Raw genomic sequence first — 13,505 nt, 5'->3', positions numbered from 1 at the left:
TTTTAGTGAGTACTACTCCCATTTTTATAATAAGTGAGTTATGACGCAATCCACACCTTATCTGTCCATTATCATGCCCGCTTATAACGATGCTGTGGCACTACAGTCATTTTTGCCGCACGTTTTTGCGTTTACTGAGGCGCTCACGCGAAGCGATGATCCCTCATTACAGGCAGATTGTGAGATCATCATCGTTGATGATGGCAGCCGCGATCATCTCACAGATGTCATTGATGCGGCGATGGGCACGCGCCCCTCCAATACGGCGCTACATCTGATACGCTTGTCGCGTAATTTTGGTAAAGAGCCTGCGCTTAGTGCCGGACTTACTCATGCACAAGGCGATATGGTGGCGATGATTGATGCTGATGGTCAGCATCCCATTCCCGTGCTGGCACAAATGGTTCAGATGATAGCGGGTTCTAACATCGATATGGTGGCAGGGATTCAGGCCAACCGTCCATCAGAGAGCCGCCTTGCCAAGACCTTAAAAAGCAGTTTTTATCACTTTATCCAAGACCGTCAGCGCTATGAGATCCGCCCCAATGCTGGCGACTTTCGGGTGATGAATCAAAAGGTACTGCAAGCTCTACGCGCCTTGCCTGAGCGTCAACGCTTTATGAAAGGTCTGTATGCATGGGTGGGTTTTAATACCGTGTATTTGCCGTTTACGGCGGACAATCGAGGGAGTGGTGAGAGCAAGTTTAACTACGGCAGTCTGTTTGAGTTGGCGCTGGTTGGCATCACCTCTTTTTCACAAAAACCGCTGCGCCTCATCTCTCGCATGGGCTTTATCGTCTCCCTACTTGCCTTTTTATATGGGTTGTATATCGTCATTGAGACGCTGCTATTCGGTAGTGATGTGGCAGGCTGGGCGACGGTTGCGGCGGGTATTATGTTTTCAACGGGTATTCAGCTGGTATGTATTGGGGTCATTGGAGAGTATGTCGGCCGGCTCTATGAGGAGGTCAAGCAGCGCCCACTCTATCTGATCGATGAGACCATCAGTAGTGACTTAGATCGTAGTAGTGACTTAGATCGCAGTAATGACACAGACCATCATGGCTTGGATCAAACGAGCCACAGCAGCAGCCCAAAAAGCCTCTCGCATGACTGATACCAATACAGTGTCATCAGCTGCCGCCTCTCGGCAAGCGCTATGGTTTTTGGTCGTGGGCGCGCTGGCCGCAGGCGTACACTTTGTCGTATTGGTTGCGATCGTCAGCACGACGACGGTCACGCCAGTGTGGGCCAATGTGCTGGCGTTTTTGGTTGCTTTTGTAGTCAGTTTTTTGGGTCACTATCATTTAACCTTTAAGCAAAACGCTCAGGCTATTGACAGCGCCGTCAATAATAATAACAATACGAGTGCAAGTGACGCGAACACCAAAGACACACTCAAGACGGCTGTCTGTACAGAAGACATGAAGGCTGATCACGTCATCTCTTGCAATAATAATACACCGTCACGCCTACACCATTCAAATAGCATCACCACTGATAGTCGTACCACACCCCGTGCTATGCGCGGCACTCATACTCCTACCAAACCTGTGTCGCCACTGTACGCACTACTCAAGTGGTTTGCCAGCTCTGCACTCGGTTTTATGGCCAACCAAGCGTTGTTTGTCACAGGTCTTCACTGGTTAGGAGCGCACTACTATATGCTTGTCTGGTTGGTGGTAACAGGCATGATCACTATCATGACCTTTGCGTTAGGTAAACTTTGGGCATTTAAATCATGAACTCTAATAACGACAATTCTTCTCAAAACGTCATCACCAATGACGCCAACAACGCGCGCGCGATCATCATCAATATTGACGACTTAGGCCTCTCAGGCGCGGTCAATGAAGCGGTAGTACACTTGGCAAAGCGTGGCCTTGTGGGCGCTAGCAGTTACATGGTCGGCGGTACGATCAGTGACTTGGAGATTCGCGCGCTTGACGATTTGGGCGTTGATGTTGGCCTGCATTTAGACTTAACTGGCGTGTTTGCCTCGGGGCTACCAAGCTCCCTTAAGTCACTACTCATGACCAGTTATCTGCGGCGTTTGCAGCCAGCAGAAGTCTCAGATGTGATCAAGCGACAACTTGATCAATTTGAGGACACTTTTAATCAAGATCCTGTGTTTATTGATGGGCATCAGCACATTCATCAATTCCCTATCATTCGTGATTGCTTGATGCAGGTGATCAGCGAGCGCTATCTACCAGATACACCTATCCATGCTCGCGTGACGACGCCGCTTATCAATGATGTCAAGTCGCAGCTCATATATCGCCTTGGCGGCGAGGCTTGGCATGCGTTATGTGACAGTCACAACCTCTCGACCAATGACTATTTCGGCGGGGTCTATGATTTTGAGGCGTCCGTGAGTACACTGTCACAACTGTGGAATCAGTGGCTGACTGAAGCGCCGCGCACCAAGTTTTTAAAGGCAGGGCTACACACCCAACTACTACTGCTTGAGCCACTTGGCACTTATGCACAGTACAGCAACACCACCCCGCCCATACATTCTGTGCCGCTTAGCCTGCCTCTAGATGTCACGACAACACTGATTATGTGTCACCCAGCAGCGCCTAATGATGGCTGGCAAGACAATATCAAAGCGGCGCGCGAACGTGAGTTTGAGTGGCTGATGAGCCATCAGTTTGAGCAATTACTAGAGCGCTTACATATCAGATTAGTAAAGTGGTCAGATATGACGCCCTAAACGCTCAGCCTTTCAATGCTATGTTTATAAATTAAGGAAAATATATGCCCACGCGTGACGCCAAAGACAACATTCTTTTCATTTATCATCGTCTCGATGGCATTGGTGGCATCGAAACACGCTGGATCGATGAGTTTAAGTACTTGCACAAGCACAACTATCAAGTCTATTTATTAACCAATAAAAGAGCTTTTGATCCAAAAGTTGCTACGCTTTTTGATCACTGCCACTTCATTACCGTTGGTATCACAAGCGTGTCTTTGGCGACTGACTTTATCAAACTAGTCGATGCTATTGTGGATACCATTAAAAGCAATGATATTCACGTGCTAAGCATACACATGCTTGACTTGTTTGCTTGTGCGGCGGTGATGGCCGCGCAGATTTGCCGTATTCCTGTGGTTTCTACGGTTCACGGAACACCAGATATATATCGCGCACCTTTTAACCGTTTATTTATTCAAAACCTAGCAGGTCATAGTTTCAGTTTATCAGTCAGTGTCTCTAAACATTTAGAGGGGATACTTTCAACTCAAGCACCTTTAACACAGGTGCTTCCCAACTTAATCAATTTGGACAAATATCGTCATCAGACAAGTAATATCATGCCAGCTTGGCTCTTGATCAGCCGCATCAGTGCCGAAAAATTTGCGTCTATTTTACGTTTTGTACAAGCTGCCAGTGGTTGTGACATACCGGCTATAGATATCGCAGGCGGCGGCGATGCGTCAGAGTTACACAAACGTATTCAGGCGTTAAACGTGACCACTCAAGTAAATTTTTTGGGAGAAATCAAAAACATAGCCGAACTAATACCAAGATATTTAGGTGTTGCTGGTATGGGGCGCGTTGCGATAGAGGGCTTGGCCTGTCAAAAGCCAGTATGTATCATCTCACCTGAAGGTCAGCTAATAGGCCTTGTGACCACACACAACTTTGAGCGTCTCAAAGATTATAACTTCACAGGTAAAGGGCTTGTCGCTATTGACAATCAAACGCTCGCCGAACAGCTAAAACAGCATACGTCTGAGCACACTCAGCTTATCTACCAGCAACTAAAACAGGAGCTTGGGGTCGATAATTGGCATGAGTACCTACAACTGTATAAAAAAACGGCGTTTATAGACAATCCAGCTTTAGAGAGCCTTTATCATAAACTGTCTTACTTTGCCGTTACCCTCACGCGTCCGTTTGAAAAAGATGCGTTTTTTTGGCATTTATTTTATGAGACGCTCATTGAATACAAGCTTGATCATATAAGAGAGCTGTATCATTACTATAATGACAGCATTGGGCTTGATAGTGCGTACCCAAACCCTTATGAAAAGCACGCCAAAGCCAAATGGCGAGATAAATTTAAGTAATCAGAGGTCATAACTCCCATAAAAAAAGCCAAGGCCCATGCTAGGTCTTGGCTTTTTTTATATCACTAGGTTTATGGAATACGCTTAATCAATAAAGCTCAACCAATCCATATACTGCTCATTGCGACCATGAACCACATCAAAGTATAGGGTCTGTAGCTGCTCAGTCAAAGGTCCACGTCCACCATTGCCGATAGTACGATCATCATATTCACGAATAGGTGTCACTTCGGCCGCTGTACCTGTCATAAAGATTTCATCTGCCAAGTAAAATTCATCACGAGTGATACGGCGCTCAACGACCTTGATTCCTAGATCATCGGCAAATTGAATGATGGTACGACGCGTGATGCCGTCAAGTGCACCGCCCGCTAAATCTGGCGTATGCAGCACACCGTCTTTGACTAAGAATAAGTTTTCACCTGCGCCTTGGCACACATAACCCTGTGGATCCATCAGGATGGCTTCGTCATAGCCATTACGAGTGACTTCTTGGTTCGCCATGATGGACACTGGATAGTTGCTTGAGGCTTTTGCCTTACACATGGTCACATTGGTCATATGATGAGTAAATGAAGATGTTTTTACACGGATACCGTTTTTGATACCCTCTTCACCAAGATAAGCGCCCCAATGCCAAGCAGCAACCATGGCATTGATACTATTGTCACGTGAAGACAAGCCTAGTTTTTCTGCACCGACCCAAATGAGCGGACGGATATAGGCTTCTGCCAAGTTGTTTTGCTTGACCACATCTTTGTGCGCTTGCTCAAGAGTCGCTGCATCAAATGGCACATTCATTTGGAAGATTTTTGCAGAGCCTAGTAAGCGCTCGGTGTGTTCTTTTAGACGAAAAATTGCAGTACGGTTGTCGGCGGTTTGGTAAGCACGCACACCTTCAAACACAGCCATGCCATAATGCAAGCTATGCGTCAGCACATGTACCTTGGCATCTGGCTGCTCAATCATTGTGCCATTCATCCAAAGCTTACCATCTTGTGTTGCCATATTCATTTTATAATCCTTATGTTAGCACTAACGGCTATTTTTTTAGGTATAGTCGACGCACGTATAAATGCTTCGACTAGAGGTTTTGTTTAATCGTATTTATCAACATCATATGATAACACCGCAGCGTCAAATTTTATTGCTAAAATATAGTGTTATCCTTACTCAGAAATAACCAACAACTGACAGCTTTATCGTAATGTGTCGCCGATTATATCACTGGCAGTGCTAGCAAATGAAATCTTTTAGTTTGAGTATCACAGGCTATTATTTATAAGCAAAAACCTTCTTAAGAATTGGGCGAAACGCCATCGGACAAATGAACACCCATCAAATGTTGCCATTGCGCTTGTACTAATGCTCGTGTTTCTTTCCACAGTGACTCATCCACCAATAGCGATTGCTCTGATAGTGCCAATTGATGAGTAGCAGCACGAATTCTGAGGTAGGCATCCGTTAAATCTTGGCAGACTTGCTCCTCCCAAATACCCAGTGATGCCACTTCTTCGAAAATACGAACGTTGTCGCTCCATTTGGTCAGGCTTGGATGCTCATGCGAATAAGCCAATACTGCAAATTGCGCTAAGAACTCAATGTCGATGATTCCGCCTGCATCTTGTTTAAGATGAAACTTACCTGCTTGTTGTTGCCATTGACTGGTGCCCAGATGTTTTTGCATCTTAATACGCATACTGGTGACTTCTGTACGCACCTGCTCTATCGTGCGCGGTAATGACAATACGTCTCGGCGAATATCACAAAAACGTGCCGTCACTCGTTTGTCACCGCAAATCGCTCGTGCCCGTACCAAGGCTTGATGCTCCCACGACCATGCCTTTTCTAGCTGATAGGTTTCAAAAGCATGACAAGACACCACCATCATGCCAGCATTACCTGAGGGGCGCAGACGCATATCAATCTCATAAGCGCGGCCATCTCGAGTTTGGGTGTTGAGATAGTTCATCAGCTTTTGTACCAAACGGGCAGCAAACTTCATACCGCTGACTGATTTTTCACCCGTGGTCATGCCCTGCTCTTTTATCTTATGCAAAAACACCAGATCCAAATCTGAAGAATAAGACAGCTCTAGCCCGCCAAGCTTGCCATAACCAATGATGGCAAAACCGCAGTCTGCCTCGGTCACTGGATCGCCATCTTGTCCAATAGGATAACCGTAGCGTTTGACAATTTCTGCAAAAGCCCGTTCTAATGCGGCTTCTAGTACTACCGCTGCGATATACGTAAGAGAATCCGACACCTTCATAATCGGACGCTCAGCCAATACATCACTGGCGGCGACCGCCAACACTTGGTTCTTCTTAAATAGTCTTAATACGCTGAGCAGCTCTTCTTCGTCATTAGGCTCTACGCGCAATAGTTGTTGACGCAAAATATCACGCAACTCTGGCTTGTCCGGCAAGTGGCGATAGCGCTGCTGTAAAAAAGTATCTAAAAGCACAGGATAATGTGCCAACTCTTTGGCAATCCAAGGACTCGCCGATAGCATGGGTATCAGCTCAATCGTTGCATTGGGGTTTTCTGCAATCATCACCAAATAGATAGAACGACGGCAAATCGCTTCGAGCAATGTAATGAGACGCGGCAAAGCCGTATTGGCCAATTGCTGCTGCTCTTGATGAGCGAGTAACGCATGGATAATCACAGGATAAGCATCATCCAACCGCTCGCGAGCTTCATCACTTAAGTTAGCAACCATCTTTGACTGCCAAAAATCTTGTAATAACACTCGATTTTCTGCCGTTAACACATCATTCAATCGTGCAATCTGTTCATCAAGATGTTCGGGCTCAAGATCTGTGTCTTCATGATCCGGTACCTGACGTTCGGTCACCATACGCTCAAAGGGAACATTGACATTGTCTCGGTGGTGGTTGAGGGTATCTAACAGTGCGTTCCACTCGTCAAACCCAAGGGTAACCGCCAAGTTATACTGCCACTGCGGATCATGTGGCAGGCGCTGAGTCTGTTGATCATTAATCGCTTGAATGGCGTGTTCAAGCCGACGTAAAAAACGATACGCGGCTTGGAGCTCTTGATAAGTAGTCCTCTCTAGATACTCAAGTTTATGTAATACCTGCATCGCTTGTAAACAAGATTTCACCTGTAATTGAGGATGCCTGCCACCATAAATCAACTGAAAGGCCTGCACAATAAACTCAATGTCTCTGATACCACCAGCACCCAGCTTGATGTTATCCAAATCCTCCCGCTGAGCGACTTGGTTTTGAATAAGGGATTTCATCTCCCTGAGTGCTGAAAAAGCACTGTAATCCACGTAATAACGGAAAACAAAGGGCTTGATGAGCGCTTGTATCTCATCATAAAACGGCTGTTCTAGCTGCCCGACTACTCTTGCTTTTAACCATGCAAAACGCTCCCATGCACGTCCATGTTGAGAGAAGTACTTCTGCAATGCGGATAAATGAATGGCCAAATCACTACCATCACCCCAAGGGCGCAGACGCATATCGACCCGAAAGACAAAGCCATCAGCCGTCTTTTGATCCAGTAATTTAATAATACCTTGACCAAGCCTTGTCATAAACCGCTTATTATCTATGCTGCGCGTGCCTTTTGATTTATCACCGCTGGTTACACCGCGAGCCTGATGGACAAAGATAAGGTCTATATCACTCGATAGGTTCAGCTCATGAGCGCCAAGCTTACCCATCGCCATAATCGCCATGTCATCAATTTGCACGTTACCTTTAGCATTGATAAAAGTCGGTTCGCCGTACTGTTTAATCAAATGCTGGTAGGTGTAATCTTTGGCAAATGAGATACAGCCATCTGCAAACTCAGACAGCTCGTCGGTCAATTGCTCAAGTGCTATCAGTTGTAAGGCATCTTGCCAAATCCAGCGCATCATCAGCAGTGTACGTAGATGACGCAGGCCACTCATCACCTTCACTTCATCAGCAAGTTGGTAATTATCATCTAACGTATAATCTTGAATCAAATCATCGATTTGCTGCCGAGTTAAGGTTCGATCTAACGGGTAGCTGCGTAAAAACGTTTGGCATGAAACCGTTCGACTCTCCCAAATCTGATAAGCGAACTCGCTTGCCGTCTGCAATATTTGCAGCTGTTCGGTTGTATACTGACAATCTGTACCATGGGTCGCACGTGAAGGCATAGCGGGTGACATAGGGAACATAACTCCTTGCATAGAGTGATAAGACTACGTGAACTTAGCGCATAAGTTTATCGTTTTTTCTTACGAAGCAGTCACAGCATCAACTAACGATACGCAATATGTCAGTATTTAATATAAAACTACGTTTAATGACAGTGACCCTATTTGCTTTTGAGCGCTTTATGGTAGCATAAACAACTTTAGCGCAGATGATTGAAAAGAGCTCTTATGACAACCATGACCCCATTGCTTCTGATTACTGCTGATCCTAGCCACCCACTTGCCCATTTAGCGCTACGCTATGCACGCGCTTACCTGACAAATGCCGCCAATAATAAAGATACCAATGACAATGTCACCTTAGATAATATCACCTTAAACGTATTTTTTTATGGCGATGCGGCGCATACAGCCAATGGTTTACGCTGGCAGTCGGCGGATCAAATTAATTTGACCAAAGAGTGGCAAACGCTCGCTGAGCAGTTCCAGTTAGCGCTGCCTGTCTGTGTCAGTACTGCACTCAGTCGCGGCATTAGCGACACGGTTAACAGCAAACGCCATCAACTTAATGGTGACAACCTTGCCACCGGCTTTTCACTGGTCGGACTGAGTGAGCTTGCGATGATGATGCAAGGCGACTGTCGTTTGATGCAGTTTTGATGACTTGCCGTGTAGACAAATTATATTTTATGATAATAATTGTCAGCGACCAATTAGATTAGGAATTAACCATGAAATTATTAATTCAGCTGCTCACGCCGACTGAAATGGCGAGTTATGAAGGCTGTGCGCTTGCATTAACGCTAGCGACCTTTGGTCATGAAGTACAGCTGTATTTGGATGCGCCTGTTTTTGGCTTGTTGATGCAGCCTGCGTCGCGTTTGCATGGCATGATTCAGTCGCTTGAGCTATATGACATGCCAGCCGCTTGGCTACCTGACGATGTCTTTAGCGGGTGGGTCACAGGTATGCTGCCTATTGATTTGGCTTCACAATTGACATTGATACCTGAAGTGGTGAACGCTTCAGACTTTGAGCAAATACTACGCTTTTAGCCTCGCAATTTTATTTGTAATACTTTAAATACTAGGGCGTGTCCTCATTTTAAAAGTAGAGATGAGAATGAGGACACGCCTTATCCTAAATCTAGCAACGAATCGGACACTGTTATGGCAACTTTATATCAAATACACAGCACAATGGATACGCTCAGGCGCAGTGTCGATGAGATGTCACGGACATGGCGCACCGGTGACAGTATTCTCTTGCTCGGTAGCACCGTGGCTTTTATCAGTTGGCTTGATGCCTATTTGAGTGACAGTGAAATACAAGGCATCGCAAATATTTATGCCTTAGCCGATGATGTGGCGCAGCTGAGTACCAATACCAGTGCGAAGCTCAATCTAGAGACCAAGTTGAGTGGGCTGTTAACCGATGAAGAATGGGTCAATCTAACTCAGAGTACCAATTTTAGTAATACCAATGCTAGTAATACCAGTGTTAGTAATACCGATGCTAATAATGCGGGGTTTGATAAAGTAGTGACCATCGCCCTATGAATAACGATAATACGATTAATCACGATATAACAGCGGCAATCAACGTTGAATTGGATCAAGACGGTCATTTATGTGACCATAATATCTGGACCCCTGATGTCGCTCAGCAATTGGCCGACACTCTAGAGGTGCATTTAGAAACTGAGCATTTACAAATTTTACAACAGGTACGGGCATTTTTTACTCAGTTTAATCACGCACCAGCCACGCGCCCACTGATTAAATGGTTACAGAAAACCTTGCCAGAGCATGATATTAGCAATCAGAAACTACAGCAGTTATTCAACACTGGCTTGGTTGCCCGCCATGTTAATCGCCTTGCCGGTCTGCCCAAACCACCCAACTGTTTGTAAGATATATGGCTTATAAGATATATGATTGATAAGGGATTATGAATGGCGATGAATACCTGAATGTTGGATCATCGCCTGCAATCAGTAAAAAATGCACGGCTATTTTGAATCGTACACTGTCAACGTCTCATACCCGATACTACGACCTTCATCACCAGTGAAGCCTTGCTGACGCCAGACCTCATATAGACATATCGCCACACTATTCGATAAGTTCAAACTGCGTGAATCAGCCAGCATAGGCAAGCGCAACCAGTGATCAGCGCCGATATCTTCACGTATATCATCTGCCAGACCTGCTGTTTCAGAGCCAAATACTAAGGCGACATTAGGTATCTGCTCAGGCATCAGAGCACGATCAGATTCGGCAGCCATCTGTTGTCCACCAAAGTCATAGTCATAAAAAGGCTTGCTCAGTTTGGTGGTCAATGCTGTGACAATATGACAATCCGCTGCCTGTAGCGCCAGTTTTGCTGTCGCCCAATCATCATGTACTTGTAGGTGCGCGTATTCATGATAATCCAAACCTGCACGCCGCAGCTTTTTATCATCAAGCTCAAACCCTAATGGCCTGACCAAATGTAGCTGCGCGCCCGTGTTGGCACATAAGCGGATAATATTGCCCGTGTTACTAGGCATTTTGGGCGCTACCAACACAATATGGGTGGTCATATCGACTCCTTAAGTCGTCAAATCTGCGTATTATCGTCGATCCGAGATAACGTGGACAGACTCTACTAAAATTATGGTTATTTGAATTTCTGAGCAAAAGGTAATTAAAAGTTACAGTTTACTGCCAATAATTACATTTTGATACTTTGCACGGTTTTTAACTTTCACTATGATGTCTCTAACGGATATCGAGATAGTATTTATCAATTATTATCTTATCCAATAACCCCTCAGTGAGGCTCAAGCCTAATGCTTAGCATCACTGTTATTATTTATAACGACCCATTTTTGAGGATTCTATTATGAAAAAAGTAATCATCGCATCTTTAACTGCTATGTTTGTTCTAACTGGTTGCAACACTTTTAAAGGTTTGGGCCAAGACGTATCAAGCGCTGGCGAAGCTGTTACTGGCGGCGCACAAGACGTACAAAATAAAATCTAAGTATTGATTTTTTTGCGTATTTGAAAGGCTTGTCATTTATGTGATAAGCCTTTTTTTATGACTTTATTTTTCGATAGTAAAAACTGACATTAAAGACACCGTGAATATCTCCAATTATAAGAAGGCTCGCAATATCTGATTGAGATAACGCTGACCCAATAGCGTTGGCTGTAGTCGCTCAGTATTGTCTACCAGCAATCCCTGAGTAATTAATTGCGCCACTTGTACAGCAATATCATCATCACTAAGCCCTGTCCTTGCGGTAAACATCGACCAAGCGACGCCATCATGTAGACGTAGCGCATTCAGCATAAACTCACTCACCAACTCCTCACTATCAATTTCCTGCCAACCCACCATTTTTGGTGCGTTTTGTTTAACAGAAGAATCAGTGGTATCTTGATAATCCACATAATCTTTAGGCAATCGTGATTTACTAAAACGATAAATACCAGAATCTGCTAGCAAGTCATTCTTTAAGCCATTATCTGTTAATGCTGATGCTTCATGAGCAATCGTTACTTTGCCATGCGCGCCCGCACCAATCGCTAGGTAGTCACCAAATTGCCAGTAATTAACATTGTGACGGCATGCTTTATCTGACGCGCCTGCCCACGCGGATACTTCGTAATTGCGGTAGCCCAACTGCTGCAACAACGCTTGACCTGCCTGCTCAATATCTGCCAAGTTATCCTCATCTGGCAAAATCGGCTGGCTACGGTAAAATACGGTATTGGGCTCAATCGTTAATTGATACCAAGAAATATGCGTCGCCCCAGCATCATGCGCCATCTGGATATCGTTCAGCGCCTCATTCATCGTTTGCTGCGGCAGCCCATGCATCAAATCGACATTGACTCGCTCAAACCCAGCCGCGCGCGCCGCACGAATCGCTGACAATGCTTGTGCAGGGTCATGTATGCGACCAAGGGTTTTGAGCTTATCAGCAGCAAAGCTTTGTACACCTACCGACAAACGATTGATACCCACCTCTAAATATTGGGCAAAAGGCGCATGCTCAAGCGTGCCCGGATTGGCTTCCATCGTCACTTCAATGCCGTCAGCAAACTTAAAGATGTTGCGTAAGCCAGTAAACAATCGCTGGTATTGCGCAATGGGTAGCAGTGAAGGCGTCCCACCACCGATAAAAATCGAACTAATTTCTCGCGCTTGGGTTAACGACTGCTGCATGGCGGCATCTGACAGCAGCGCATCCACATATTCGTCATACATAGATAGCTGCATATCCATCGGCAGCTCATGCGAATTAAAATCACAATAAGGGCATTTTTTGACACACCACGGGATATGAATATAAAGCGCCAGTGGGATGGCGCTTACCTGTATCCCACTCGCAGTATTATTAGAGATGCTGAGATTATCAGAAAAATGAGCAGGTGTAATATTTGACATAAACGAAGGTATCTATAAAAAAGGTTACATAAATGGATGACTGCTGTCACTAGCAGAAAGTAGCGCTAGGATAACGGCTAATGTGATTAAAAAAAAGGCTATCTTAAAGAAAAGCCGATCAATAACAAAACCAGTCACAAACATGCATGTTAACCCTGTACTTTTCTAGGCAAAATAGTGAAGAATGATGGCATAAAATGACATTGTATTAAATGACATTGCATACAGTGATATTGTAAATAATGAATGGCTGATAATGATAAATAGGATAAAGATATGGCTTATTGGTTAATGAAGTCCAACCCCAAGTTTTTTGGTATTGATGATTTGCAACGCCTAGAGACAGACAGTTGGGATGGTGTGCGTAATTACCGCGCTCGTAACTTCATGCGTGACGAGATGCAGATCGGCGATAAGGTATTCTTTTATCACTCTAGCGCCAAGCCGTCTGGCGTCGTTGGCATCATGACGGTAAGCAAAGCAGGCTACCCTGACCCTTGCCAGTTCCATCCTGAGCACCGTCATTACGACCCTATTGCCACCGAAGATGAGCCACGCTGGTATATGGTAGACGTCACTTTTGAGCAAGCGTTCATTGATATTCTACCACTATCAGCCCTTAAATTTTTACCCGCACTTGAGGATTCATTATTAATGAGAAAAGGCTGTGAGCAACTTACCGTGATTCCACTAGACGCCAAACACTGGTACGCCATTATTGATATGGCAGAAACACTTAATCTGCTATCTGAGTAACTGGTGGTTAAATCGTAACGATTGCGTAAGATTTTTAGTGTTATCGACGAACACTTATTGA

14 protein-coding genes are annotated in these 13,505 nt (G+C 45.0%); 10 read left to right on the top strand and 4 right to left on the bottom strand.

All coding sequences use genetic code 11. The features are described from left to right. The first annotated feature begins 40 nt into the window (after window positions 1-40). From I3252_RS03130 to I3252_RS03115, 4 genes are read left to right on the top strand one after another with little or no spacing between them, the layout of a single operon-like run. On the top strand, window positions 41-1,117 hold the full coding sequence (locus I3252_RS03130) for a glycosyltransferase family 2 protein (RefSeq protein ID WP_238034182.1): 1,077 nt from the start codon (window positions 41-43) through the stop codon (window positions 1,115-1,117). Continuing rightward, window positions 1,110-1,745: a GtrA family protein gene (locus tag I3252_RS03125; RefSeq protein WP_238034181.1), complete on the top strand. Its 636-nt coding sequence runs from the start codon at window positions 1,110-1,112 to the stop codon at window positions 1,743-1,745. The genes I3252_RS03130 and I3252_RS03125 overlap by 8 nt, the downstream gene beginning before the upstream one ends. Further along, window positions 1,742-2,719, top strand: a complete 978-nt coding sequence (locus I3252_RS03120; RefSeq protein ID WP_238034180.1) for a ChbG/HpnK family deacetylase — start codon at window positions 1,742-1,744, stop codon at window positions 2,717-2,719. The genes I3252_RS03125 and I3252_RS03120 overlap by 4 nt, the downstream gene beginning before the upstream one ends. Before the next feature lie 44 nt (window positions 2,720-2,763). Then, window positions 2,764-4,083, top strand: a complete 1,320-nt coding sequence (locus I3252_RS03115; RefSeq protein ID WP_238034179.1) for a glycosyltransferase — start codon at window positions 2,764-2,766, stop codon at window positions 4,081-4,083. Window positions 4,084-4,167: 84 nt separating this feature from the next. Here the strand turns inward: I3252_RS03115 and I3252_RS03110 are convergent, their stop codons facing one another. Both I3252_RS03110 and glnE read right to left on the bottom strand, forming a co-directional pair. After that, window positions 4,168-5,097, bottom strand: a complete 930-nt coding sequence (locus tag I3252_RS03110) for a branched-chain amino acid transaminase (protein WP_055124135.1) — start codon at window positions 5,095-5,097, stop codon at window positions 4,168-4,170. A gap of 283 nt (window positions 5,098-5,380) precedes the next feature. Continuing rightward, window positions 5,381-8,260, bottom strand: a complete 2,880-nt coding sequence (gene glnE / locus I3252_RS03105) for a bifunctional [glutamate--ammonia ligase]-adenylyl-L-tyrosine phosphorylase/[glutamate--ammonia-ligase] adenylyltransferase (RefSeq protein ID WP_238034178.1) — start codon at window positions 8,258-8,260, stop codon at window positions 5,381-5,383. 216 nt (window positions 8,261-8,476) lie between these two features. Between glnE and tusD the strand changes: the two genes are divergently transcribed. The 4 genes from tusD (at window position 8,477) to I3252_RS03085 (ending at window position 10,160) form a co-directional block, all read left to right on the top strand. Then, window positions 8,477-8,908 carry a sulfurtransferase complex subunit TusD gene (gene tusD / locus I3252_RS03100; protein ID WP_238034177.1) on the top strand — a complete coding sequence of 144 codons (432 nt, stop codon included), beginning with the start codon at window positions 8,477-8,479 and terminating at the stop codon, window positions 8,906-8,908. A 71-nt stretch (window positions 8,909-8,979) separates the two neighbouring features. Next, entirely contained in the window at window positions 8,980-9,303 is a 324-nt protein-coding gene (locus tag I3252_RS03095; protein WP_045454966.1) for a hypothetical protein, read from the top strand. A gap of 114 nt (window positions 9,304-9,417) precedes the next feature. Beyond that, window positions 9,418-9,807, top strand: coding sequence for a hypothetical protein (locus I3252_RS03090; protein WP_238034176.1), 390 nt, complete (start codon window positions 9,418-9,420; stop codon window positions 9,805-9,807). Window positions 9,808-9,845: 38 nt separating this feature from the next. Further along, complete coding sequence (locus I3252_RS03085) at window positions 9,846-10,160, top strand: TusE/DsrC/DsvC family sulfur relay protein (protein WP_060492191.1); 315 nt, start codon at window positions 9,846-9,848, stop codon at window positions 10,158-10,160. A gap of 99 nt (window positions 10,161-10,259) precedes the next feature. Here the strand turns inward: I3252_RS03085 and I3252_RS03080 are convergent, their stop codons facing one another. Further along, entirely contained in the window at window positions 10,260-10,832 is a 573-nt protein-coding gene (locus tag I3252_RS03080) for a tRNA (cytidine(34)-2'-O)-methyltransferase (RefSeq protein ID WP_238034175.1), read from the bottom strand. 302 nt (window positions 10,833-11,134) lie between these two features. On the opposite strand from I3252_RS03080, the gene I3252_RS03075 reads away from it, so the two are divergent. Further along, window positions 11,135-11,275, top strand: a complete 141-nt coding sequence (locus I3252_RS03075) for an entericidin A/B family lipoprotein (protein WP_075103144.1) — start codon at window positions 11,135-11,137, stop codon at window positions 11,273-11,275. 114 nt (window positions 11,276-11,389) lie between these two features. On the opposite strand, the gene hemW is transcribed toward I3252_RS03075, so the two are convergent. Further along, window positions 11,390-12,688 (bottom strand): radical SAM family heme chaperone HemW, encoded by a 1,299-nt coding sequence (gene hemW / locus I3252_RS03070; RefSeq protein ID WP_238034174.1) that lies wholly within the window; start codon window positions 12,686-12,688, stop codon window positions 11,390-11,392. 276 nt (window positions 12,689-12,964) lie between these two features. On the opposite strand from hemW, the gene I3252_RS03065 reads away from it, so the two are divergent. Beyond that, entirely contained in the window at window positions 12,965-13,444 is a 480-nt protein-coding gene (locus I3252_RS03065) for an EVE domain-containing protein (protein WP_238034173.1), read from the top strand. Window positions 13,445-13,505 lie beyond the last annotated feature (61 nt).

The organism is Psychrobacter sp. Ps4, assembly GCF_022129285.1.
In the GTDB taxonomy this organism is placed as follows: Bacteria; Pseudomonadota; Gammaproteobacteria; order Pseudomonadales; family Moraxellaceae; genus Psychrobacter; species Psychrobacter immobilis_A.
This window is presented reverse-complemented; position numbering and strand designations above follow the sequence as displayed.